16 protein-coding genes are annotated in these 25,791 nt (G+C 65.9%); 9 read left to right on the top strand and 7 right to left on the bottom strand.

Going from position 1 to position 25,791, the window contains the following annotated elements; all coding sequences use genetic code 11:
• Positions 1–187 precede the first annotated feature (187 nt).
• From ACODS4_RS20145 to ACODS4_RS20135, 3 genes are all read right to left on the bottom strand, one after another.
• The gene (locus ACODS4_RS20145; RefSeq protein WP_488866837.1) at positions 188–3,934 is read right to left on the bottom strand and encodes a response regulator; all 3,747 of its coding nucleotides are present in this window, start codon (positions 3,932–3,934) and stop codon (positions 188–190) included.
• Positions 3,931–5,331, bottom strand: coding sequence for a sigma-54-dependent transcriptional regulator (locus tag ACODS4_RS20140; RefSeq protein ID WP_488866835.1), 1,401 nt, complete (start codon positions 5,329–5,331; stop codon positions 3,931–3,933). Before ACODS4_RS20140 ends, ACODS4_RS20145 begins: the two co-directional genes overlap by 4 nt.
• An 83-nt stretch (positions 5,332–5,414) precedes the next feature.
• Positions 5,415–6,185, bottom strand: coding sequence for an FCD domain-containing protein (locus ACODS4_RS20135; RefSeq protein WP_488866833.1), 771 nt, complete (start codon positions 6,183–6,185; stop codon positions 5,415–5,417).
• Positions 6,186–6,689: 504 nt separating this feature from the next.
• On the opposite strand from ACODS4_RS20135, the gene lldP reads away from it, so the two are divergent.
• The 7 genes from lldP (at position 6,690) to ACODS4_RS20100 (ending at position 18,218) form a co-directional block, all read left to right on the top strand.
• Positions 6,690–8,339, top strand: a complete 1,650-nt coding sequence (gene lldP / locus ACODS4_RS20130) for an L-lactate permease (protein WP_488866831.1) — start codon at positions 6,690–6,692, stop codon at positions 8,337–8,339.
• 98 nt (positions 8,340–8,437) lie between these two features.
• Complete coding sequence (locus ACODS4_RS20125) at positions 8,438–11,293, top strand: FAD-binding and (Fe-S)-binding domain-containing protein (protein WP_488866829.1); 2,856 nt, start codon at positions 8,438–8,440, stop codon at positions 11,291–11,293.
• Positions 11,294–11,451: 158 nt separating this feature from the next.
• A complete protein-coding gene (locus tag ACODS4_RS20120; protein WP_488866827.1) occupies positions 11,452–12,207 on the top strand; it encodes a (Fe-S)-binding protein in 756 nt (251 codons plus the stop codon).
• Positions 12,200–13,627: a LutB/LldF family L-lactate oxidation iron-sulfur protein gene (locus ACODS4_RS20115; protein WP_488866825.1), complete on the top strand. Its 1,428-nt coding sequence runs from the start codon at positions 12,200–12,202 to the stop codon at positions 13,625–13,627. The genes ACODS4_RS20120 and ACODS4_RS20115 overlap by 8 nt, the downstream gene beginning before the upstream one ends.
• Positions 13,620–14,426, top strand: a complete 807-nt coding sequence (locus ACODS4_RS20110; RefSeq protein ID WP_488866823.1) for a LutC/YkgG family protein — start codon at positions 13,620–13,622, stop codon at positions 14,424–14,426. The genes ACODS4_RS20115 and ACODS4_RS20110 overlap by 8 nt, the downstream gene beginning before the upstream one ends.
• Before the next feature lie 121 nt (positions 14,427–14,547).
• Positions 14,548–17,994, top strand: a complete 3,447-nt coding sequence (locus ACODS4_RS20105; RefSeq protein WP_488866821.1) for a pyruvate carboxylase — start codon at positions 14,548–14,550, stop codon at positions 17,992–17,994.
• A 14-nt stretch (positions 17,995–18,008) separates the two neighbouring features.
• Complete coding sequence (locus tag ACODS4_RS20100) at positions 18,009–18,218, top strand: hypothetical protein (protein ID WP_488866819.1); 210 nt, start codon at positions 18,009–18,011, stop codon at positions 18,216–18,218.
• Positions 18,219–18,292: 74 nt separating this feature from the next.
• On the opposite strand, the gene ACODS4_RS20095 is transcribed toward ACODS4_RS20100, so the two are convergent.
• The gene (locus tag ACODS4_RS20095; RefSeq protein ID WP_488866817.1) at positions 18,293–19,600 is read right to left on the bottom strand and encodes a D-amino acid dehydrogenase; all 1,308 of its coding nucleotides are present in this window, start codon (positions 19,598–19,600) and stop codon (positions 18,293–18,295) included.
• 377 nt (positions 19,601–19,977) lie between these two features.
• Between ACODS4_RS20095 and ACODS4_RS20090 the strand changes: the two genes are divergently transcribed.
• A complete protein-coding gene (locus ACODS4_RS20090; RefSeq protein WP_488866815.1) occupies positions 19,978–21,531 on the top strand; it encodes a sigma 54-interacting transcriptional regulator in 1,554 nt (517 codons plus the stop codon).
• A 155-nt stretch (positions 21,532–21,686) separates the two neighbouring features.
• Here ACODS4_RS20090 and ACODS4_RS20085 read toward each other — a convergent pair whose 3' ends face one another.
• From ACODS4_RS20085 to ACODS4_RS20075, 3 genes are read right to left on the bottom strand one after another with little or no spacing between them, the layout of a single operon-like run.
• Complete coding sequence (locus ACODS4_RS20085; RefSeq protein ID WP_488866813.1) at positions 21,687–22,565, bottom strand: ABC transporter ATP-binding protein; 879 nt, start codon at positions 22,563–22,565, stop codon at positions 21,687–21,689.
• Positions 22,566–22,585: 20 nt separating this feature from the next.
• Positions 22,586–23,419, bottom strand: coding sequence for an ABC transporter permease (locus ACODS4_RS20080; protein WP_488866811.1), 834 nt, complete (start codon positions 23,417–23,419; stop codon positions 22,586–22,588).
• A gap of 30 nt (positions 23,420–23,449) precedes the next feature.
• Positions 23,450–24,427, bottom strand: coding sequence for an ABC transporter substrate-binding protein (locus ACODS4_RS20075; RefSeq protein ID WP_488866809.1), 978 nt, complete (start codon positions 24,425–24,427; stop codon positions 23,450–23,452).
• 293 nt (positions 24,428–24,720) lie between these two features.
• Between ACODS4_RS20075 and ACODS4_RS20070 the strand changes: the two genes are divergently transcribed.
• Entirely contained in the window at positions 24,721–25,599 is an 879-nt protein-coding gene (locus ACODS4_RS20070; protein WP_488866807.1) for a 3-hydroxybutyryl-CoA dehydrogenase, read from the top strand.
• Positions 25,600–25,791 lie beyond the last annotated feature (192 nt).

Raw genomic sequence — 25,791 nt, 5'->3', positions numbered from 1 at the left:
TCCGGTCCGCCACACCCTGTTGGAGCGTGCCGAGCCGTGGCGTTGCGCCGCCTTGGTTCTTGCGCGCCGGTGTTCAGCCCGCGCGGTTGGCCGATCAGAAGAATAGCACGACCCAGCCCGGACCAACACGTCCGATGCGTCGCAGCGGAAGCGGAACTGACCTGACTTGCGCCTGGCTTCGCCTGCGTCAGGCGCGCTCCGACACCCGCAGGCGCAGGCTACGCTCCAGCCGTTCGGCTTCGCGGACCAGGACCGGAAGCAGCGCGTGGGCCTTTTCCTGTTCGCCATGACGGCACGAAACTTCCAACCGCCACGCCAAATGCATGACGGCCATGCCGCCAAAACTTCCGGCCATGCTGGACAGGTCATGCGCCTCCCCCGCCAACGTCGCCAGATCCAAGTGTCCGACCTCTTTGGCGTCGTTCATCACCGACAGACGGGCAAGCCGTTCGGCGACATCTTCCAGAAAGCTGTCAACGATCAAGCCCAAGCTGTCGGCGCCGACGCTGGCCTCCAGACTGAGCAGGACGGATTCATCCAGCGCTTCGCCATGCCCGGCGTCACCATCCGGGTTTTGCGCCTCTCCGGGGGAAAGAGGGAACTGCGGCTCCGGCGTTGGAGCAAGCCAACGGTCCAGGGCCGCCAGCAAACCCGCCCGATTGATCGGCTTGGTGATGTAATCGTCCATACCGGCGGCCAAGCACTCCTCGCGGGCGCCGGACATGGCGTCGGCGGTCAAGGCGATGATTGGAACGCGGGCGCGTGGTCCGTCCAATTGACGAATCGCCTGCGCGGCGTCCAACCCATCCATAACCGGCATCTGGACGTCCATCAGGATCAAGTCAAGGCCGCCCGCCGACGCGATGGCCAAGGCCTGTTCCCCATCTTCGGCCACCTCGACCGAGTAGCCCAGCCGCTCCAGTAGGGTGGAGGCGAAGAGCTGATTGGTGCGGTTGTCTTCGGCGAGCAGGATGTGGCCAGCGCGCGGAGCCACAGCGTCGCTTGCCGAGCTTTCCCGCGTCAAGCCCGCCGCCGCGACCACCGTTGACGGGTCAAACAGCCCGATCAGGCAGGACAAAACCGCCGCCTGCCGCAAGGGTTTGGTCAGCACCGCGTCGGCCAATCCCCGATCAACGCGCCCGCCCAGCCCCAGGGACGTGACCAGCACCCGTTTTGTGTGGATCAAAGCCGGTTGCCCGGCCATCGCCGCCAGCAAGGCGCCGCCGTCCATCACCGGCATGGTCTGGTCGATCAAGGCGATGTCGAAAGGTTGCCCGGTCATCGTCACCCGGTCGAGGGCGTCCAAGGCCGCCATCGCGCTGTCCACCACCGTCACCGTCGCGCCCAACCCGTCCAGCATCGAGGCGAGAACGCGTCGATTGATCGCCAAATCGTCGACAACCAACGCGCGGCGTCCCGCCAGCGGACGGATTGATGGGGCGACCTCTTCTCCGCTCAACGTCAACGGCACATCGACTTGGAACCGGCTGCCCTGCCCAAGCGTGCTTTCGACGGAAATGCTCCCTCCCATCACCTCCGACAATTGTCGACAGATCGCCAAGCCGAGGCCGGTGCCGCCGTATTTGCGGGTGATGGAGCCGTCAACCTGCTGGAATTTGTTGAACAAGGCGGGCAGCGCGTCTTCGGGGATGCCGATGCCGCTGTCCGTCACCGACAGGCGCATGACCAAATGGTCGGAGGCGACGTTCAGCGCCTCCAATTCGATGGCGATGGTGCCGTGGTCGGTGAATTTGATGGCGTTGCCGACCAGATTTATCAGGATTTGCCGGATGCGGGTGGGGTCGCCGATCAAGGTCCGGCGCAAATGCGGATCGACGAAAAAGCCGATCTCGATGTCCCGTTCCCGCGCGCGGGGAGCCAGCAGTTCGACCACCCCCTCCACCACGTCGGCGGGGTCGAAGGGCAGCGCCTCGATGGCGACCTTGCCAGCCTCCAGCTTGGAGAAATCCAGAATGTCGTTGATGATGGTCAAGAGGGCGTTGGCGGACCCCCGCACGGCCTGCGCGAACTGCCGCTGCTCCTCGTTCAGGGGCGTGTCGAACAACAGTTCGGTCATGCCCATGATGCCATTCATCGGCGTGCGGATTTCGTGGCTCATCGTCGCCAGGAAATCGGATTTGGCGCGGGTCGCTTCTTCCGCGCGCAACCGCTGCTCGTCGGCCTCCTCACGGGCGGAGTCCAATCCTTCGGCCAGCGCGCACATGTCGGCGGCTTGACGCTGCAACTCGGCTTCAAAGCGTTTGCGTTCGGTGATGTCGGTGCGCGTGCCGACCAGCGCGCCGCTGGCGGTCTTGTTTTCCGCCACCAGGATCCAGCGTCCATCGGCCAATTGACGCTCGAACGACAAGGTTGGATTGCGGTGACGCTCCAGTTCGCTTTTGATCCAGTCTTCCAGCTCAATATCGTCGGATGGCGCGCCGCCAAACTCGCCATTGGCGATGGCCGTCCGCAAAATGGTCTCAAACGGCGTGCCGGGGCGGATGATCGGCGCCGTGCGAGGGTGGGCGTCGAGATATTGGCTGTTGCATAGGATCAGCCGATCATCGGCGTCGTAATAGACGAAGCCTTCCGGGATCGCCTCGATGGCGTCGCTCAAGGTTTGCTTGGCCAGACGCAGCGCCTCTTCGGTCTGCTTCTCACGCGTGATGTCGGTGTGGGCGCCGACCATGCGGATAGCCTTGCCATGCTCGTCCAACACATGAATGGCGCGGCTGAGGATGTGGACGACATGACCGCTCTTGTGGCGGAAACGCTGAACCATCTCGAACACCGGAATGCGCCCGGTGTTGTAATCATCCGCCATCGCCAGGGCGGCGAGCCGGTCTTCCGGCAAAATCAGATCGGTCCAGGCGTCGAGCGAGCTTTCCAGCTCGTCGTCGCGATAGCCAAGCTGCTCCTTCCACGTCGGCGAGAACCAGATGGAGTCGGCGCGCAGATCCCAATCCCAGATGCCGTCTCGCGTCGCTTGGCAGGTCAGCGCCAGCAACTCACGGCTGGACCGCAGCTCCTCCTCCTCACGCCTGCGGTCGGTGACGTCCTGCATGACGCCGAACAGGCCAATGGCGTTGCCCCCCGCGTCAAGATCAACCGTGCAGCGAACCGTCGCGTCCCGGGCGGAGCCGTCGGGACGCAGCAAGCGGATCGCGATGTCAAAGCCCTCTCCCGTCTCCTGCGCCCGTTTCAGCGCCGCTCCCATGCGCGCCTGGTCATCTGGATGCGTCACGCTCATGGCCAGTTCGCCGGAAGGCGTCACGCTGCCCGGCTCCAAGCCGATGATGCGGAAAACCTCGTCCGACCAACGCCGTTCGCCGGTGCTGAAATTGGTGTACCAGTGGCCGAACTCTCCGACCTCCTCGGCCATGTTCAGCAAGCGGCTGCGCTCGCGCAGATCGGCTTCGGCTTGTTCCCGGCGCAAAATCTCCCGCCGCAGATCCAGTTCGTCCACCACCAGCCGGGCAAGCTGGGTCAGGGTTTCCGCGTCGCGTGGGCTGAAGCTCATGTGCGGAATGTCGTCGATGACGCAGAGGGTGCCCAGCCGACGCCCGTCGGCCAGCAACGGCGCTCCGGCGTAGAAACGGATGTGCGGCGCGTCCGTCACCAGCGGATTGCCGGAAAAACGGGGATCCTGCGTGGCGTCGCGCACCACCAGCACCGCGTCGCTGAGGATCGCGTGGGCGCAAAAGGCGAAATCGCGCGGCGTCTCCGTGGCGTCCAGCCCAACCCGGCTTTTGAACCATTGACGATCATGATCGATCAACGACACCAAGGCGATGGATGTGCCAAAAAAATGCGCCGCCAGTCTGGTGATGTTGTCAAACCGGCCTTCAGGGGCCGTGTCCGTCACGCAATAGGAATCGAGCGTTCGTTGACGCTCCGCCTCATCGCTGGGAAAGGGGGCGGGGACCGCGCTCACGCCAAACTCCCCCCAGAGCTGCGCCATTGCTGGAGCTTGCGGTAAACCGTGGACGGGCTGATTTCCAGCATCAGGGCGGCGCGCGGCACGTCATCGTCACAAAGCCGCAAAGCGCGCTGGATCATGTCCTTTTCCATCCGCCACAGGGGCATGACGGCGTCGTCGGCCAAATCTGGATCCGCCCGCGTCAGCACGGGGCGAATCACCAGCGCCGTCGGCCCCGTCACCTGGGGAGGGAGCATGTTCAGCGTCACTTCCGGCCCGTCCTGAAGCACCACGATGTTGCGCACGACGTTTTGCAACTGTCGGATGTTTCCGGGCCAATCATACGCGCGCAACCGCGCCTCGACCTCGGGCGCGAAGCGGATCAGGGATTTTCCTTCTTCCTGAGCGTAGTCGGTCAGGAAGATGCGGGCGATTTCGATCACGTCCTCGCCCCGGTCGCGCAACGGCGGCAGAGCCAACGGAATGACGTGCAGGCGGTAATAAAGATCCTCGCGGAATCGTCCGGCCTGGACTTCGCTCAAAGGATCGCGGTTGCTGGCGGCGACGAATCGGACATCCACCCGCTCCTCTTGCCCGCTGCCAACGGGGACCACGGCGCCGGTCTGGACAAAGCGCAAGAGCTTGCTTTGCAGCTCGATCGGCATTTCGCAAATTTCGTCAAGAAACAGCGTGCCGCCGTTGGCCAACAGGGCGGCGCCCGGCCGGTCGCCGCTGGCCCCGGTGAAGGCGCCCTTCACATGGCCGAAAATCTCGCTTTCCAGCAAATCTTTGGGGATCGCCGCGCAATTCAAGGCGATGAAGGGCTGGGAGCGGCGTGGGCTGGCGCGGTGGATCGCCTGGGCCGCCACCTCTTTCCCAGTGCCGCTTTCCCCAGTGATGAAGACGTTGGCGCGGCTGGCCGCCACACATTCGATGGTGCGGTAAACCGCCTGCATCTCGGGCGAGCTGCCGATGAAGCCGTAAAAGCGGTCGCGGTCAAGATCCTTGCGATACCCCTCGACCATGCGGGTCAGGGTCCGCCGCTCCAGCGCGTTCCGCAAGGTCAGATTGAGTCGGTCGGCGTTGAAGGGTTTGACGATAAAATCAAAGGCGCCAAGCCGCATCGCCTCAACCGCGATGTCGATGGAACCGTGCGCGGTGATGATGACGATGGAGACGCCGGGATCACGCTCCCGCAACCGGCGCAAAACGTCCAACCCGTCCATGTCCGGCAGTTTCAGATCGAGAATCACCGCGTCGGGCGCTCGTTCCTCGGCCTGCGTCAAGGCCTCTTGGCCACGGGTCACATGAACGACGTCGAACGGCTCGCCACGGAGGAATTCAACATACAGTTTCGCAAGCGGAACCGTGTCCTCAATCAGCAGCACTCGAGTCTTGGACAATGCGGACATGGCCGGTTCGTTCGTCGTCTGCGATGTCGGAATTGTAACCTGTGCGAGGGGTTCCCACCAGATGGACCTGCACCTTGTGGGGGTTAACCCGAGCTGTCAATCAGGTCTGTCCGCCCAATGCGCCGCAACGACACCTCCAGTCGGGCGTCATTCTCGCGAATCTCACGCAGGGTCTTCAGGGTGAAGGCGATGTGCGCCTCCGCCGCCTTGTAAGCGCGGTCGGCGTCCCCGGCCAGAACGGCGTCGGCGATGGCCAGATGCTGGTCCAGCAGCAGGTCGCGCACGCCGGGCCGGGAATAAAGGTCGGCGCGGTTGTAAAAGACGTCGTTGCGCAGCATGTCGGACAGGGTCCGCATGATGTGCAGCATCACGACGTTGTGCGCCGCCTCATAGATGGCCAGATGCAGTTCGGCGTCGGAATCAGCCTCTTCGGAACTGTCGTCCTTGCCGTGCGCGGCCTTCATGCGGGCGACGATGCCCCGGATTCCCTCGCGATCCAGATCGGTCGCCCGACGGGCCGCCAGCGCGGCGGCCTGGGCCTCGATGGCGCAGCGAAATTCCAGATAGTCAAAGCTTGTTTGCGGGTTGTTTTGCAGCAAGGACACCAGCGGGTCGCCGATGCGCGACAGGAACCGCGCGATGTGGGTGCCGTTGCGCCCCGACACCAGCAGGCCGCGCTCCTCCAGCTTCGCGATGGCGTCGCGCAAGGAGGGGCGGGACACGTCCAGCTTCAACGCCAATTCGCGTTCGGCCAGCAGCTTTTCCCCCGGACGCAGCGCGCCTTCCAGGATCAGCTTTTCCAGATGCTCGGCAATGGCGTCGGCCAGCTTGGCCGGTTTGATCGTCCCTGGCATTGGGTTGGCGGTCCTCCTCACGCGTGTTGGGTTTTCAATACTCATGGATTTCAACGGCGTCCACTGCGCTGTCTGGCCGAAGCGGGCGGCCGCCCCACCCCCCTACGAAAGTGCATCGTTCCGCGAATGGTTTTACCGTTGCGCAGATTGGTAAAATCTTTTATCCAACTGTCATGTTTTGGATAAGAGATGTCCAATCAACCGTCACATGGTGAAGGAAGTTGTCCTGATCCGGCGGTTGGTCAAGGACATCCGGGTTGTCTGGGGATAAGGACGGACCCGCCGAAGGGCGCTCCGCGTCGCAGCCATTCGCGTTGCGGCGAACGCTTGTCTGTCGCCGGTCAACGCCTTTGCGGGCGGATCGACGCGGACGCCGGGCCATCAGCCTTTTCCCCAACGTCGCTAGGTCAGGAACTCCCCCGTTTGCCGCGACGGGCGGCTCTCGGCGCGTCGCGCGCGCCATGCCGGGTCGCCCGTCGCGGTCACACATGAATGGAAGAAACGATGCAACCTTGGATGCAAGCCTATGATCCGGCGGGGAACCTCTGGATATCGTCGCTGATCGCGGCGTTGCCGATCATCTTCTTCTTTGTGGCGCTGGCCGTCCTGCGGATGAAGGGGCATGTCGCCGCCACCATCACGGTCGCCATCGCGTTGGCCGTCGCCATCCTGTTCTACAAGATGCCGCTGGGCATGGGCTTCGCGTCCGCCGTGTACGGCTTCCTCTATGGTCTGTGGCCCATCGCCTGGATCATCGTCGGGGCGGTGTTCCTCTACAAGATCACGGTCAAGACCGGGCAGTTCGACATCATCCGCTCGTCGGTTCTGTCGATCACCGAGGATCAGCGCTTGCAAATGCTGCTGGTCGGCTTCTCCTTTGGCGCGTTTCTGGAGGGGGCCGCCGGGTTCGGCGCGCCGGTCGCCATCACCGCCGCGCTGCTGGTCGGGCTGGGGTTCAATCCGCTCTACGCCGCTGGTTTGTGCCTGATCGCCAACACCGCGCCGGTCGCCTTTGGCGCGATGGGCATCCCGATGATCGTCGCCGGGCAGGTGACGGGGCTGGATCCCTTCAAGATCGGCCAGATGGCCGGGCGTCAATTGCCGCTGCTGGCGCTGTTCGTGCCCTTCTGGATCGTCTTCATCATGGACGGCGTGCGCGGCGTCCGCGAGACGTGGCCGGCGATTCTTGTGGCGGGCAGCACCTTCGCCATCGGCGTCTTCTTCACCTCGAACTTCATCGGGCCGGAACTGCCGGACATCACCTCGGCGCTCATCAGCCTCGTCAGCCTGACGCTGTTCCTGAAGGTGTGGAAGCCCAAGCGGATCTTCCGGTTCGACAACGAAGCTTCGACGGCGACGACCCAGAACGCCCCGGTTTACAGCACGGCCCAGATCGTCAAGGCGTGGTCGCCCTTCCTGGTCCTGACCGCCATCGTCACGGTGTGGAGCCTCGCGCCCTTCAAGGCGTTGTTCGCCAAGACCGGCGCGTTGGCCTCCACCGTGCTCTATTTCCCCATCGACGGCCTTCACCAGCTCGTCATGCGGGTCGCCCCCATCGTGCCGTCGCCCAAGGGCTATGACGCGGTTTACAAGCTGGATCTGCTGTCGGCCACCGGCACCGCCATCCTGCTGACGGCGCTGGTCACGGTGGTCTTCCTGCGCATGAAGCCCGCCGCCGCCGTCGCCACCTTCAGCGAAACCATCCTGGAGCTGCGCCGCCCGATTTATTCCATCGGCATGGTGCTGTCCTTCGCCTTCATCGCCAATTACTCGGGCTTGTCCTCCACCTTGGCGCTGTTGTTGGCGGGCACGGGAAAAGCCTTCCCGTTCTTCTCGCCGGTCTTGGGCTGGCTGGGCGTGTTCCTGACCGGGTCGGACACCTCGTCCAACGCGCTCTTCTGCGCCTTGCAGGCCACCACCGCGCAGCAGCTCAGCCTGTCGGACATTCTGATGGTGACGGCCAACACCACCGGCGGCGTCACCGGCAAGATGATCTCGCCGCAATCCATCGCGGTCGCCTGCGCCGCCGTCGGGCTGGTTGGTCGCGAAGCCGATCTGTTCCGCTTCACGGTCAAGCACAGCCTGTTTTTTGTCGCGATCATCGGCGTCATCACCACGATCCAGGCCTATCTTGTTCCCTGGATGATCCCGTAAGCCTGCTCTGAACGCCGGTCGGATGGCGCCAGCCGCGCCGTTCGACCGGCCTTGCCCTTCAAACCGTCGTCACTCCTTGATCCGAAGGAACTGGACCGATGCTGCCCGCCCCCTATGATCGCGTGTTGACCGAGCTTCGCAGCCTGTTGCCGGACGCCCGTCTTATCACCGATCCGTTGCGGACGCTGGCCTATGGCACTGACGCCAGTTTCTACCGCCTGACCCCCAAGATCGTCGCCATCGTCGAAAGCGAGGAGGAGGTCGTCGGCCTGCTGCGCGTCACCCGCGCCCACGCCACGCCCGTCACCTTCCGCGCCGCCGGAACCAGCCTGTCGGGGCAGGCGGTCAGCGACAGCGTGCTCGTCCTGCTGGGCGACGGCTGGCGCGGCTGCCGGATTTCCCCCGACGCCGAAACGGTGACGCTGCAACCCGGCGTCATCGGCGCCGACGCCAACCGCAAGCTGGCCCCGCTCGGGCGCAAGATCGGCCCCGATCCGGCCTCCATCAACACCGCCAAGATCGGCGGCATCGCCGCCAACAACGCCAGCGGCATGTGCTGCGGCACCGCGCAGAACAGCTATCGGACGCTGGAGTCGATGCGGCTGGTGCTGGCCGACGGCGCGGCGCTGGACACCGGCGACGCGGAAAGCCGCGCCGCTTTCCAGCGCAGCCACGCCCCCTTCCTCGCCGCGCTGGCCGCGCTGGGAACCCGCACCCGCGCCAACGCCGCGCTGGCCGAGCGCATCCGCAACAAGTTCCGCATCAAGAACACCACCGGCTACAGCCTGAACGCGCTGGTCGATTACAGCGACCCCATCGACATTCTCCAGCATCTGCTGATCGGGTCGGAAGGGACGCTGGGCTTCATCTCCACCATCACCCTGCGCACGGTGCCGGAGCACGCCCACAAGGCGAGCGCCCTGCTGTTCTTCCCCGACATCGCCGAAGCCTGCCGGGCCGTGGCCCTGCTGAAGCCGACCCCGGTCTCGGCGGTCGAACTGATGGACCGCGCCGGTCTGCGCTCCATCGAAAACAAGCCGGGCATGCCGCCGCAGATCAAGGGCTTCGGGCCGGAGGCCGCCGCCCTGCTGATCGAAACCCGCGCGGAGAGCGCCGAGGCGCTGGCCGCCCAAGTCGATCAGATCGGCGCGGTTCTGGCGCAAACCACCACCATCGGCGACGGGGCCTTCACCACCGATCCCAAGGCCTGCGAAGGCTTCTGGAAAATCCGCAAGGGGCTGTTCCCGGCGGTCGGCGCGGTGCGCGAAACCGGCACCACCGTCATTATCGAAGACGTCGCCTTCCCGCTCGACCGTCTGGCCGAAGCGACGGTGGAGTTGCAGGGCCTGTGCGCCAAGCATGGCTATGACGAGGCGATCATCTTCGGCCACGCGCTGGAAGGAAATCTGCATTTCGTCTTCACCCAGGCCTTCGACACCGACGCGGAGATCGACCGCTACCGCCGCTTCATGGACGAGGTTTGCGCCATGGTGGTGCAGCGCTACGACGGCTCCTTGAAGGCCGAACACGGCACGGGCCGCAACATGGCCCCCTTCGTCGAGCTGGAGTGGGGACCGCAGGCCTATGGCTTGATGAAGGAGATCAAGGATCTGTTCGATCCGCAGGGGCTGCTCAACCCCGGCGTCATTCTGAACGGCGATCCCGACGCCCATCTGAAAAATCTGAAGGCGATGCCCGCCGCCCATGGGCTGGTGGACACCTGCATCGAATGCGGCTTCTGCGAACCGACGTGCCCGTCCCACAAGCTCACCCTGTCGCCGCGTCAACGCATCGTCGGCTGGCGGGAGATCTCCCGCCTGACCCGCGACGGCGCCGACCCGGCGCGGCTGGACGCGCTGAGCGCCGCCTATGATTACCAGGGCATCGACACCTGCGCCGCTTGCGGCCTCTGCTCCACCGCCTGCCCGGTCGGCATCGAGACGGGCCTGCTGGTCAAGGCCCTGCGCGGCCAACGGCGCGGCGCGGTCGCCCAACGGGTCGGCGATTTCGTCGCCGACCACACGGCGGGCGTGTTGGACGTCGCCCGCGTCGGTTTGCGTCTGGCCGATCTGGCCCGCCGCACGGTCGGCCCGGCTGTGGTGGAGCGGACGGCCCGCGCGCTGACCGGCGGCCACATCCCCAGCCTGCCGCGCGCCCTGCCGACGGCGACCAGCTTCACGCCGCTGCCCGACGTCTCCCACGCTGGCCACAGCTCGACCGCCGCGACGCCGTCGGTGGTCTACATCCCAAGCTGTGTCAGCCGTTCGATGGGGCCGACGGCCAGCGACCCGGAACAGACACCGCTGCCGCAAAAGGTCGAAGGGCTGATGCGCAAGGCGGGCTTCCGCGTGCTCTACCCGGACGATCTGGCCGGGCAATGCTGCGGCATGCCGCTGGAAAGCAAGGGCTTGGCGACCCAAGCCGACGCCAAGGCCGACGCGATGCTCGCCGCCCTGCGCAAGGTCAGCCAGAACGGTCTGCTTCCCATCGTCATGGACACCAGCCCCTGCGCCCTGCGCCTGAAAAAGCGGCTGACCGACGATGGTCTGAAGATTCTCGACGTCGCCGAGTTCCTACACGCCTACGCCCTGCCCCGTTTGACCATCACCCAAACCGACGAGCCGGTGGTCCTGCATCTGACCTGCTCCACCCGCCGCATGGGGTTGGACGGCGCGCTCACCGCTGTGGCGCGGGCCTGCTCCAGCAACGTCGTGATCCCGGAAGACGTCGGATGCTGCGGCTTCGCGGGCGACAAGGGCTTCTCAACGCCGGAGCTGAACGCCCACGCCCTGCGCCATCTGGCCAAGGACATTCCGGTGGGGGCCAAATCCGGCTATTCGACCAGTCGAACCTGCGAAATCGGGCTGTCGCATCACGCGGGCGTGCCGTACCGTTCCATCGTCTATCTGGTGGATTCCTGTTCGCGCGCGAAAGCGGCGGAGTCTGCATTTTAAGGGGGCGCTGGCCCCCTCCCCAACCCTCCCCCGCCGCTGGCGGGAGAGGGGACTGCCGCCGCCCTTCCGCAAGGCCCCCTCTCCCGCGTCAGCGGGGGAGGGTTGGGGAGGGGGAAAAGCGATCATCACCAACCACCTGCCGCCACAGGACCACCGCCATGGACCGCCCCATCCCGCCGACCAAACCAACCAAGGTTTATTTCTTCGGCACCTGTCTGGTTGACCTGTTCTATCCCGACGCCGGGATGGCCGGGATGGAGCTGTTGCAAGCCCAGGGGCTGACGGTGGTTTTCCCGCAGGGGCAAAGCTGCTGCGGCCAGCCCGCCTACAATTCCGGCTACCGCGCCGACGCCCTGAAGGTGGCCCGCGCGCAACTGGATCTGTTTCCCGGCGATTTGCCCATCGTGGTTCCGTCGGGATCCTGCGCGGGCATGATGAAAAAGCACTGGCCCCATTTGTTCCACGGCGAACCGGACGAGGCCAAGGCGTTGCAGGTGTCGTCCCGCGTTTGGGAGCTGACCCAGTTCCTGGTGCAGGTTCTCGCCGTGAAGCTGACCGACAAGGGCGAGCCGCTGCGCGTCACCTGGCACGCCTCCTGCCACGCGCAGCGGGAGATGGGCGTGGTCGATGAACCCAAGGCGCTGCTGCGCCAACTGGCCAACGTCGAGTTGGTGGAACTGACGCGGGAAAAGGAATGCTGCGGCTTCGGCGGCACCTTCGCCGTGCGTCACGCCGAGATTTCCGCCGCGATGGTCGGCGACAAGGTGGCCGACATCGAAAGCACCGGGGCCAAGCGCGTGGTGTCGGGCGATTGCGGTTGTCTGATGAACATCAACGGCGCGCTGGAGGCCGGAGGCAAGCCGGTCCAGGGCCAGCACATCGCCCAGTTCCTGAAGGAGCGCACCCATGGCTGAGCATGCCGTCAACTTCGCCGCCGCGTCCAAGGCCGCCTTGCAGGACAGCCAATTGCGCGGCAACTTCCGCCGCGCCATGGACGGGCTGATGAGCAAGCGCGCCGTCCAGTTCGCCGACGCCAAGGAATGGCGCACGATGCGGGAACTGGCCGCGTCGGTGCGGCTGCGGGCGCTGGCCAAGCTGCCCGAATTGCTGGAACAGCTTGAAACCAACCTGACCCGCAACGGCATTCAGGTTCATTGGGCGTCCACCACGGCGGAGGCGAACGCCATCACCCTCGCCATCATGCGCAAGGCCAACGCCACGCTGGCGGTCAAGGGCAAGTCGATGGTGACGGAGGAAATGCACCTCAACGCCTTCCTGGAAGAGCATGGCGTCGAGGTGCTGGAAAGCGATCTGGGCGAATACATCGTGCAGTTGGACGGCACCATGCCGTCGCACATCATCATGCCCGCCATCCACCTGAACACCAAACAGATCGCCCATCTGTTCAAGCAAAAGATCAAGGACGCGGCGTCCACCGGCGAGGACGCCGCCGCCCTGACCGATCTGGCCCGCCGCATCCTGCGGCAGAAATTCATGAACGCCGGAGTCGGCATGTCCGGCGTCAACGCGGCGGTGGCCGAAACCGGCACGCTCTGCCTGATCGAGAATGAGGGCAACGGGCGGATGTGCACCACCGTGCCGCCGGTCCACATCGCCTTCATGGGGCTGGAAAAGGTGGTGGAAAAGCTGGAGGACGTGCCGCCGGTCATCAGCCTGCTGCCGCGTTCGGCCACCGGCCAACCGATCACCACCTACGTCAACATGATCTCCTCCCCGCGCAAGGAGGGGGAAAAGGACGGGCCGCGCGAAATCCACGTCGTCATCCTCGACAACGGCCGCTCCTCGGTTTACGCCGACCCGGAATTGCGCGACACGCTGCGCTGCATCCGCTGCGGCGCCTGCATGAATCACTGCCCGGTCTACACCAAGGTGGGCGGCCACGCCTATGAGGCGCCCTATCCCGGCCCCATCGGCAAGATCCTGGTGCCGCAGATGGAGGGGCTGGCCAAGCGTGGCGAGATGCCCCACGCCTGCACCATGTGCAACGCCTGCGTGGAGATTTGCCCGGTGCAGATCCCCATCGTCGAGATCATGGGCCGTTTGCGCGTCGAGGCCGTCCATCCCAGCGCCAGCGTGAAGGATTCGGGCGCGCGCGCCAGCAAGACCGAAGCTCTGGTGTGGAAAGGCTGGGCGGCGATGAACACGTCGCCGCTGGCGTACAAGATCGCCACCACGGCGATGAGCGCGGTCGGCAACGCCGCGCCCGGCAACCTGCCCTTGCTGAAGGAATGGACCAGCGTGCGCAGCAAACCGCGCTTCGCCCCCCGCACCCTGCATGATCTGGCCCGCAAAAAGGGGATCCCCGATGTCTGACGCCCGCGCCGCGATTTTGGGAACGCTCCGCCGCACCCGCGACGCCCACCCGCTGACCCCGCCCCCGTCGGACTTCACCCCGCTGGCCGAGAAGCAATGGCCGCCCGACGAACGCTTGCCGCGCATCCGCCGGATGATGGAGGCGGTCCACACCGAGTTTCTGGAGGCCACCGAGGCCGATTGGCCCGCCGTGGTGACGGATTTCCTGACCCGCGAAGGCGCCGCCAACCTGCTCTACGCCCCCGGAACCGCCGACGGCGCGAAGCTGGCGAGCGCCCATTCCCCCTCTCCCCCCCGGGGAGAGGGACGGGGTGAGGGGGATGCGCCGCAGCCACGGACCGACCAGCTAGAACTCTCCGCCATCCCGAACACGGACGCAGCGTCTCCCCCTCACCCCAACCCTCTCCCCGGGGGGGAGAGGGGGGATGTCGCGGGCGGCCTGCAACTCATCCCCTATGACCGGCCCATCGAAGACTTCAAACAGCAGATGTTCGAGGGCATCGACGCCGGTCTGACCGGCACGCTGGGGGCCATCGCCGACACCGGCAGCCTGATCCTGTGGCCCAGCGCCGACGAACCCCGCCTGTTGTCGCTGGTTCCGCACATCCATGTGGCGCTTTTGCGGGCGGATGCTCTTTACGACAGCTTTTGGCAGGCGATGCGCGATCAGCGTTGGGCCAACGCCATGCCGACCAACGCCCTGTTGATCTCCGGTCCCAGCAAGACGGCGGACATCGAACAGACGCTGGCCTATGGCGTGCATGGGCCGAAACGGCTGGTCGTCGTGATTGTTCGCTGACCCCCCTACGAAGGGTCACGTTTCCAAGGCTGGCCCGCCGGCGCCATAACCGCGCCGGCGACCTTGTCCGTTCGTGCCTGTACCGCCTGTGTCTCGCCCCATATTTTGAGGAACCCGCGCCATGACGACGCCCGTCTTCCGCAAACTTCTGGTCGCCAATCGCGGCGAGATCGCCATCCGCGTGCTGCGCGCCGCGACCGAGTTGGGGATTCCCACCGTCGCCGTCTATTCGACGGAGGATCGTTTCGCCCTGCACCGCTTCAAGGCGGATGAGAGCTACCGCATCGGCGAGGGCAAGGGGCCGATCGAGGCCTATCTCGACATCGACGCCATCATCGACGTCGCCAAGCAGACCGGGGCCGACGCCATCCATCCCGGTTACGGCTTCCTGTCGGAAAATCCGGCCTTCGCCGACGCCTGCGCCGCCAACGGCATCACCTTCGTCGGCCCGTCGTCCGACACCATGCGGTTGCTGGGCAACAAGGTCGCGGCGCGCAATCTGGCGGTGTCGGCGGGGGTGCCGGTCATGCCCGCCACCGGCGCGCTGCCCGACGATCCCGATGAAACCGCGCGGCTGGCCGAAGAGGTCGGCTACCCGTTGATGCTCAAGGCCAGTTGGGGCGGCGGCGGGCGTGGCATGCGCGTCATCGAAACCGCCAAGGAGCTGCCCGATCTGGTCGCCGCCGCGAAGCGCGAGGCGCTGGCCGCCTTTGGCAACGGCGAAGTCTATCTGGAAAAGCTGGTCCGCCGCGCCCGCCATGTCGAGGTGCAGATCCTGGGCGACGGCCACGGCAACCTCGTCCATCTGTTCGAGCGCGATTGCACGGTGCAGCGCCGCAACCAGAAGGTCGTCGAACGCGCGCCCGCCGTCTATCTGACCAATGACGAGCGGTTGGGCCTGTGCGACGCCGCCCTGAAGCTGGCGCGCGCCGCCGGATACCGCAACGCCGGAACCGTCGAATTCCTGATGGACGCCGACACCGGCGCTTTCTATTTCATCGAGGTCAACCCCCGCGTCCAGGTCGAGCACACGATCACCGAGGTCGTGACCGGCATTGACATCGTCAAGGCGCAGATCCGCATCGCCGCCGGAGCCGCCATCGGCGATGAAGCCAGCGGCGTGCCGAACCAGCCCAACATCCGGTTGACCGGCCACGCCATCCAATGCCGCATCACCACGGAAGACCCGGACAACAGCTTCATCCCCGATTACGGGCGGATCACCGCCTATCGCGGGGCGAACGGCTTCGGCATCCGGCTGGACGGCGGCACCGCCTTTTCCGGCGCGCTCATCACCCGCCATTACGACAGTTTGCTGGAAAAGGTCGTCTCCTGGGCGCCGACCGCCGAGGAGGCCATCGCCCGCATGGACCGCGCCCTGCGCGAGTTCCGCATTCGCGGCGTCGCCACCAACCTCGCCTTTCTTGAGGCGCTGATCGACCACCCGCAATTCCGCAACGGCAGCTACACCACCCGCTTCATCGACACCACGCCGGAGCTGTTCCAGCGCGAGCCGCGCCGCGACCGCGCCACCCGTCTGCTGACCTTCCTGGCCGACGTGATGGTCAACGGCAACCCGGAACTGAAGGCGGGCGCCCACCCGCGCCCGGCGGAACCGAAGATCCCGACCGTCCATCACGACGCCCCGCCGCCCGGTCTGAAGCAGATTTTGCAGGCGCATGGGGCCGAATCCGTCGCCCGCTGGATGCGCGACCAGACCAAGACGCTCATCACCGACACCAGCTTTCGCGACGCGCATCAATCGCTGTTGGCGACCCGCGTCCGCTCGCACGATCTGCTGGCCGTCGCCCCGGCGTACGCCCGGCTGCTGCCCGATCTCTTCTCGGTTGAATGCTGGGGCGGGGCAACCTTCGACGTCGCCATGCGCTTCCTGAAGGAAGATCCGTGGGAGCGGCTGGACGGGCTGCGGTCGGCCATGCCGAATCTGCTGCTGCAAATGCTGCTGCGCGCGTCCAACGCCGTCGGCTACGCCAATTACCCCGACAATGTGGTGCGCCAGTTCGTTCAACAGGCGGCGGGCAACGGCGTGGACGTGTTCCGCGTCTTCGACAGCCTGAATTGGGTGGACAACATGCGCGTCGCCATCGACGCGGTGCGCGAGACCGGCGCGATTTGCGAGGCGGCGATCTGCTACACCGGCGATCTGCTCGACCCGTCGCGCCCGAAATATGATCTGGCCTATTACGTCGCGCTGGCCAAGGAGTTGGAGGCGGCGGGCGCGCATGTTCTGGGCATCAAGGACATGGCCGGGCTGTGCAAGCCCGCCGCCGCGTCGTTGCTGATCCGCACCTTGAAGCAGGAAGTCGGCCTGCCGATCCATTTCCACACCCACGACACCTCCGGCGCCAGCGCCGCCAGCGTGCTGGCCGCCGTGGACGCCGGGGTGGACGCGGTGGACGCGGCGATGGACAGCCTGTCCGGCCTGACCTCGCAACCGCCGCTGGGATCCATCGCGGCGGCCTTGCGCCACACCCCGCGCGACAGCGGCCTCGACCCCGAAGCCATCCGCCGCATCGCCCATTATTGGGAAGAGGTGCGCGCCGCCTACGCGCCCTTTGAAAGCACGATCCGGTCGGGATCGTCGGAGGTCTACCGTCACGAAATGCCGGGCGGGCAATACACCAACCTGCGCGAACAGGCCCGCTCGCTGGGGATTGAAGAGCATCACTGGGACGACGTGGTGCAGGCCTACGCCACGGTCAACCGCATGTTCGGCGACATCGTGAAAGTGACGCCGACCTCGAAGGTCGTCGGCGACATGGCGTTGATGATGGTGACGGGCGGCTTGACCGAGGCCGACGTGCTGAACCCGGCCAAGGAGATCGCCTTCCCGGACTCAGTGGTGTCGCTGTTCCGGGGCGAGTTGGGCCAGCCGCCGGGCGGCTTCCCCGAAGCCTTGCAGCGCAAGGTTCTGAAGGGCGGCGCGCCGCTGACCGCGCGGCCCGGCGCCACCATGCCGCCCGCCGATCTGGAAGCCGAACGCGCCGCCGCCGCCGCCAAGACCGGCCAGCCCATCGACGACCGGCAGCTCGCCTCCTACCTGATGTACCCGAAGGTCTTCACCGACTACGCCCAACACCGCAAGACCTACGGCGACGTCAGCGTCCTCTCGACCCCAGTCTTCTTCCACGGCCTGTTGCAGGGCGAGGAAACCGGGGTCGAGCTGGAACCCGGCAAGGCGCTGTTGATCCGCTATCTGGCGACCGGCGAGGCCGACGAGGAGGGCCGCCGCGCGGTGTTCTTCGAGTTGAACGGCCAGCCGCGCACCATCAAGGTGGCCGACCGCAAGGTCGCCCCCGCCCGCGCCGCGCACCCGAAGGCCGAAGACGGCAACGCGTCCCATGTCGGGGCGCCGATGCCCGGCCTCGTCACCGGCATTCTGGTTCAGGCGGGCCAAGCGGTGGAGGCGGGCGACGCGCTGGTGTCGCTGGAGGCGATGAAGATGGAAACCACCGTGCGGGCCGAACGCGCCGGGGTGGTGGAGCGCATCGTCGCCATCCAGGGCCGCAGCGTCGAAACCAAAGACCTGCTCTTGGTTCTGGCGTGAAGGAGGGCGCGGCCATGACGACGCGCGGCGCGACCGGGGAGCCGCCGCAGCGACTCTATGAGGCGATCTTGCACCTGCGCAAGCTGGGCCACGACGTCCGCCGCGCCGACCATGGCCGCCGTCGCCATGTGTTGGACGGGGCGGAGGTCAGCGACGCCGCCCTGCTGGAAATCGCCATGACGCGGTTTCGTCGGGCGGCGCGGGGCCGGACGCGGGAGCAATAAAAAAGGGGGCGTGCGCCGCCCCCTCCCCAACCCTCCCCCGCCTCTGGCGGTGGAGGGCAAACACCCGCCTTCGATCACGCCGCGCGCATCGCTGCCGGGCGTTGGGTGTGGGTGGCGGGCAGCGGTTCGCCGGTGTAGCGGTGGACCGTCAGGCCATCCAGGTCGATGTCGGTCGGCAAGCCGCTGATGGTGTCGGCGAGCAGGCGGCCCGAACCGGCGGCCATCGTCCAACCCAGCGTGCCGTGGCCGGTGTTCAGGAACAGGTTCTTGACCGGGGTCGGGCCGACGATGGGGGTGCCGTCCGGCGTGTTGGGGCGCAGGCCGGTCCAGAACTCCGCCTTCGACAGATCGCCGCCGCGCGGGAACAGGTCGCTGACCACATGGTCGAGCGGGCCGCGACGTCTTTGGCGCAGCGTCAGGTCGAAGCCGGTCAGCTCCGCCGTGCCGCCGACGCGGATGCGGTCGCCCAGACGGGTCACGGCGATCTTGTGGGTTTCGTCCATCACGGTTGATTCCGGCGCGCCCGACGGGTCGGTGATCGGCAGGGTCAGCGAATAGCCCTTGACCGGATAGACCGGCAGCTTCAGGCCGAAGCCCTTGACCAGCTTGGGCGAATAGCTGCCCATGGCGACGACGTAGGCGTCGGCGGTCAACGTGCCCTGATCGGTGACGACGCCCGTCACCTTGGCCCCGTCGCCCTCCAACCCGCGAATGGTCACGCCGTAGCGGAACGTGACCCCGCGCTTGGCGGCGAAATCGGCCAGGCGGTTGGTGAACATGAAGCAATCGCCGGTCTCGTCGCCCGGCAGCAGCAGCCCGCCGACCAGCTTGTCCTTGACCATGCCCAGCGCCGGTTCGACCGACGACAGACCGTTGCGGTCGTGCAGGCTGAAGGGAACGCCGAAGCGCTCCAGAACCGCCATGTCGTAACCAGCGGCATCCATCTGCTTTTGCGTGCGGAAGACCTGGAACGTGCCCTTGGTCCGCTCGTCATAAGTGATGCCGGTTTCGGCGCGCAGGGCCTTCAGGCAATCGCGGCTGTATTCGGCGATGCGGACCATGCGGGTCTTGTTGAGCTGATAGCTGGTCTCGTTGGCGTTCATCAGCAGCTTGAGGCACCAGGACCACAGGGCCGGATCCAGCTTCGGACGGATGACCAGCGGCGAATGCTTCATCGTCAGCCACTTGACGGCCTTCAGCATCAGGCCCGGCGCCGCCCACGGGGCGGAATAGCCCGGCGACACCTCGCCCGCGTTGGCGTAGCTGGTTTCCAGCGCCGGGCCGTTCTGGCGGTCGATCACCGTCACCTCGTGACCGGCGCGGGCCAGATAATAGGCCGTGCTGACACCGATGACGCCGCTGCCAAGAACGATCACGCGCATAGGACTGGCCCCCGAAGCTGGAAAATTCATCTTGGACACAAGAGTTAGCAAACGGGATGCCAAGTGCCGAACATGGCGGGATGGTTGGAGTCTGTCCGGTTTCGCGAGGGGCGCTCTGTATCGAAATGTTTACGGGGTGGGGGTTGTCTGAGGGATGTTTTGTTGAAAATCATGTGGTTGAGCGCAGTGTAAAGATTTTGATACGGTGTATGTATTTTGTTACAGTGGTCGCGTGACTTGCCCCCTCCCTAACCCTCCCCCGCCTTTGGCGGGAGAGGGGACTGCCGCCGCTGGTCCGCAAGGCCCCCTCTCCCGCGAAGCGGGGGAGGGTTGGGGAGGGGGAAGCCGGTCTACGCCCCTCAACGCCGGAGCCGTCCATGCGCATCGAAGTCCTCTTCACCGACCGCGTCGGCATCGCGCACGAGATTCTCGCGGTGCTGGCGGCGCGGCGCTTGAACGTCGTCGGGGTGGAGGTTGATCCGCCGCACATCCACATCGACGCGCCCGGCCTGGACCCCGCCGCCCTGCCCGCGCTCGACGACGCCTTGCGCGCGGTCGCCGGGGTGCGGCGGGTGGCCGCCATCGACATGATGCCGGGAACCCGGCGGCGTTTGCATCTGGACGCGCTGCTGGCGGCCCTGCCCGATCCGGTGCTGGCGGTGGATCGCGGCGGGCGGCTGGTGGTGGCCAACGCCGCCGCCGCGCGCGTGGCCGGCGTTTCGGAAAGCGCGCTGTCGGGCGTCGATCTCGGCGCGCTGTTCGGCGATCCCGGCCTGACCGCCGATCTGATCGCCGGGGGCTTCCGCATCGCCAACCGCGAGGCGACGCTGAACGGCCAGCCCTTTCTGATCGACGTCACGCCGATCATCGACGTCACGGCGGCAGGCGGAACAGCGACCGGGCCGGAGGGGGCGGTCATCACCCTGTTCGCCCCGGCCCGGCTGGGCGAACGGTTGGACGCTTTGCAGAATTTTGACGAGGGCGGTTTCGACAAAATCCTCGGCGATTCCCCGCCGATGCGTGGGTTGAAGGCGCGCGCCGCCCGCGTCGCGGCGGTGGAGGCGCCCTTGCTGATTTTGGGCGAGACCGGCACCGGCAAGGAGTTGATCGCCCACGCCTGCCACCGCGCCAGCCCGCGCGCCGACAAACCCTTTCTGGCGCTGAACTGCGCCGCCGTGCCGGAAAATCTGGCGGAAAGCGAGCTGTTCGGCTACGCCCCCGGCTCCTTCACCGGGGCGCAGCGCGGCGGCAAGCCGGGGCTGTTGGAGCTTGCCCATGGCGGCACCGTGTTTCTGGACGAAATCGGCGAAATGTCGGCCTATCTCCAGGCCAAGCTGCTGCGCTTCCTCAACGACGGCAGCTTCCGCCGGGTTGGCGCCGAGCGGGAGCAGAAGGTGGACGTCCGCGTCATCAGCGCCACCCACCGGGCGCTGGAAACGATGGTCGCCGACCACAGCTTTCGCGAGGATCTGTTCTACCGGCTGAACGTGCTGACCCTGCACGCGCCGCCGTTGCGCGAGCGGGGCGACGACATCCTGTCGCTCGCCCGCCACTTCATCGCGCGCGCCTGCGCCCAGGCCCGCCGCCCGCCCTGCCGTTTGACCAATGCGGCGGGGGCGGCGCTGCTGGCCAACCGTTGGCCGGGCAACGTCCGGCAACTGGAAAACGTCATCTTCCGCGCGGTGACGATGAGCGACGGAGCCTTTCTCGACGCCGCCGATCTGGAACTGGCGGGCGCCCATATGGCCGCCGCCGTGGACGTCGCGGAAGACGCCGAGGCGTGGGAAACGGCGGTGGAAAGCTTCGAGCGCGGCTTGCTGCGTCGGCTCTACCCCCGCTTTCCCTCAAGCCGCAAACTGGCGGCCCGCCTGCAAACCTCCCACACCATGATCGCCAACAAGCTGCGCAAATATGGAATCCCGGAGCGGTAAGGCCCGCGCAAAAATAGGCCGCGCTTGCCCCCTCCCCGGCCCTCCCCCGCGTTGCGGGAGAGGGAGGCTTGATCCTTGTCGGCGTTCAGCGGAGTTCCCTCTCCCGCCAAAGGCGGGGGAGGGCTAGGGAGGGGGCAACGCAGTGCGCGCCCCCCTCAATCCGCCGTCACCGAGCGGATTTCGTCGGCGCTGAAGCGCTGCTGCTCCTCCATCACCATCTGCGACAGGTCGCGTTTCAGGCGGTTGAACTCCGCCGACGCGCCGTCGCGCGGGCGCGGCATGTCCACGCGGACGTCCTGCTTGATGGTGCCGGGCCGGTAGGTCATCACGATGATGCGGTCGGCCAGATAGATGCTTTCCTCGATGGAATGGGTGACGAACAGAATGGTCTTGCCGACCTCCTCCCAAATCCGCAGCAGCTCGTCCTGCAAGGTCCGGCGGGTCAGGGCGTCGAGCGCGCCGAACGGCTCGTCCATCAGCAGGATCGGGCTGTCGAGCGCCAGAACGCGGGCGATGGCGACGCGCTGGCGCATGCCGCCCGACAGATCCTTGGGGTAGCGGTTGCGGAAATCCTGAAGATGCAGCTTCTCCAGCAGCGCCTCGACCCGCGCGGCGATGTCGGCCTTGCCCATCTTCTTGATCTGCAAACCGAAGGCGACGTTTTCGGCGACGGTCATCCAGGGGAACAGGGCGTATTCCTGAAAGACCATGCCGCGATCCGGCCCCGGCCCCGTCACCGGCTTGCCGTCCGCCGTCACCGTGCCGCGCGTCGGCGGCTGGAACCCGGCGACCGCGTTCAACAAGGTGGATTTGCCGCAACCCGACGGGCCGAGGAGGCAGACGAACTCCCCCTTGCGGATGTCCAGATCAATGCCTTGAAGGGCGACGATCTTTTGCGCGCCGACGGTGAAGACTTTCTCCACGCCGCGCACTTGGATCTGCGACGGCGCAGAGGCGCTGACGGCAGCGGCATCGGCGGTCATGGCGGCGGTCATGGCGGCGTAATCCTGGGTCATTTTCAACAAGGTGGCCATTGCGACGTCTCCCCGCTTCTTTAGCTGTCCAGGCCGCGATGCCAACGCAGCAGGTGGTTGTTCAGGCGGTTCATCGCGATGTCGATGGCCAGCCCCAAAATTCCGATGGTGAACATCCCGGCGATGATCTTGTCGGACCACATGAACTCGCGCGCTTCCAGGATGCGGAAGCCCAGCCCGGCGTTGACCGCGATCATCTCCGACACGATGACGACGATGAAGGCGGTGCCGATGCCGATCCGCGCGCCCGCCAGAATGTAGGGCGTGGCGGCGGGCAGGATGACGCGCAGGAACATGGTGCCCCGCCCGGCCCCCAGATTGCGGGCGGCGCGCAGATAGATGCCGTCGACATGGCGCACCCCGGCGATGGTGTTCATCAGAACCGGAAAGAAGGCGCCGATGGCGATCAGGAAAATGGCGGGCGCGTTGCCCAAGCCGAACCATAGAATGGCGAGCGGGATGTAGGCGATGGGCGGGATCGGCCGCAGCACCTGCAACAGCGGGTCCATCAACCCGTAAACCCGGTCGCTGGTCCCCATCGTCAGCCCCAGCGGCAGGGCCAGACCGGCCCCGACGGCGAAGCCCAGCACGACGCGGTAGAGGCTGGACCACGCGTCGGTCAGCATCTCGCCCGACAGCGCCCAGAGGAACCAACTGGATTGCGCCGGGTCGAACGCCTCGGCGGGCAGCAAATAGGCCCACCAGCGGACGACCACGGCGACCGGCGACGGCAGCACCACCGGGTTTATCAAGCCCGACGACGACAGCGCTTGCCAGAAGGCGATCACGAGCAGCGGAACAATGGAACCGCGCAGCACAGACGCGGCGGAGAGTTTGGCGTGAGGATTGGACATCGGGAACTCCTTCTGGCGCGCTGAGCAGGATCAGTTGGTCTTGACCGACGCCTTGGCCTTGGCGAGCAAGTCCAGCTTGACCCAATCGGCGGCCTTGGGCGGGGTGTCCATGCGCCCGACGCCGTATTTCTGCATCAGATCCGTGGTGGTCTGGACATGTTCGACCGACAGATCATACGAGAAGGGCGAATTGCCGATGGCGTCCTTGTAATCCTCGCTGCTGATCTGGCCCTTGAAGACCTTTTCGCGGACGTAGGATTCCGCCAAGGCGGGTTGGGCGATGAAGGTCGCCGTCGCTTCGACGAAGCAGCGGATCAACCGTTCGGCCACCTCGGGCTTTTTCTTGTAGAAATCCTCGGTGACGACCAGCGAGCGCACCGGCTCGCCCAGTTCGGTGTCGTAGGGCTTGATGACCTCGACGCCGAATCCCTTGTTGATGGCTTGGCTCGATTGCGGTTCGGATTGCGACATGGCGTCGATGTTGCCGGACAGCAGGGCCTGATTCATGTCGGCGTAGGCCATGTAGGTGATCTGCACGTCCTTGCCGGGGCGATCCGACCAGCTCAAACCATGCTTGGCCAACTCAGCCAGCAAAACCAGCTCCTGCGCGCCGCCGCGCGGGGTGGCGACCTTCTTGCCCTTCAGATCGGCGACGCTCTTGATGCCCGCGTCGGGCTTGGCGACGATGCGCGCGCCGCCCTTGGCGAAACCAGCCACCGCGTAGATCGGCACGCCCGCCGCGCGCCCGGCGATCGCCGCGTCCACCGCGCTGGCGGCGACGTCGATCTCTCCGGCGACGATGGCGGGCAAAATGTCGATGCCCTTGGGGAAGACCCGCTCGTCGATCTTCAGATCATACTTTCCGGCGATCTCCTTCATGTAGGAGACGGCGCCGTAATGGGCGAATTTCAGGTTGCCGAGTCGGACCAGATCGGCGGCGCTGGCGTTCTGCGTGACAAGCGCGGCGGCCATCGCGGCGGCGGCGAGCAGGCTGGTCTTGAGCATCATTCTCTCCCAAAGGCGTTCATCCGCAACACCCCGCTGCGGTTGATCCACCTAAGAGCAAACTCCGCGCCACTCTCTGTCAGCGTCGCAAACAATTGAAAACACTGTGGGGAATCCCTCGTCCGCACGGCGCGGTCGGCGGAATTTCGCTCAGATCGAACCGCCTATCGGCGGATTTCCGCCGACGCCTTCGTCATGCCTTCCCTGCGCGGCCCCATGCGACGACGAGTCATCGCGACGCAACGCAAAAGGGTGTAAAGATGCTGCACCTGCGAACCAACAAGGAATAAGGGACAATGACCGAGAGTAATGCGGCCGCCGTGGTTCAGACCGTCGGCGTCATTGGGGCTGGCACGATGGGCAACGGCATCGCCCAGGTCAGCGCCGTCGCCGGCCTGACCGTGGTGATGATCGACATTTCCGACGAGGCGGTGGCCCGTGGTCTGAAGACCATCGGCGGCAGCCTGGATCGTCTGGTGAAGAAAGAGAAGATGACGGTCGAGGCGCGCGACGCCGCGCTGGCCCGCATCACCGCCACCACCGACAAGGCCGCGCTGGCGGCCTGCGATCTGGTGATCGAAGCGGCGACCGAGAACGAGGCGCTGAAGCTGAAGATCCTCAAGGATCTGGCCGCCGTCCTGAAGCCGGAGGCGATGATCGCGACCAACACCTCGTCGATCTCCATCACCAAGCTGGCGGCGGCGACCGACCGCCCCGACCGCTTCATCGGCATGCATTTCTTCAACCCGGTGCCGCTGATGGCCCTGTTGGAGCTGATTCGCGGCCTCCAGACCTCCGACGCCACCCACGCGGCGGCGATGGAGTTCGCCAAGCGGGTCGGCAAGGCCCCGATCACCGCCAAGAACAGCCCCGGCTTCGCCGTCAACCGCATCCTCTGCCCGATGATTAATGAAGCGATCTTCGCGCTTCAGGAAGGTCTGGCGACCGCCGAGGACATCGACGCGGGCATGAAGCTGGGCTGCAACCACCCGATCGGTCCGTTGGCGCTGGCCGACATGATCGGTCTGGACACCATGCTCTTCATCATGGACGTGTTCTACCAGGGCTTCAACGATCCGAAATACCGCGCCGCGCCGCTGTTGAAGGAAATGGTTGACGCCGGTCATCTGGGCCGCAAGTCGGGCAAGGGCTTCTTCGACTACAGCGCCAAGTAACCGACGATTTTACGATTACACGCCGCCGCCGCGTCCCACGACGCGGCGGCGGCGCTGTTTTGTGGTTTTGTTGTTCGACGCAGAGGCCTCGCGACATTTTCCCACTTGCGTTGGAACGGTGGCCTGCACAAGCTTGTCTTCACAACACCGTTTTCCCCCATCCGCAATCCGCGCCCCTTGTCCGTGGGACGC

This window comes from Azospirillum sp. FG154 (genome assembly GCF_057809575.1).
This window is presented reverse-complemented; position numbering and strand designations above follow the sequence as displayed.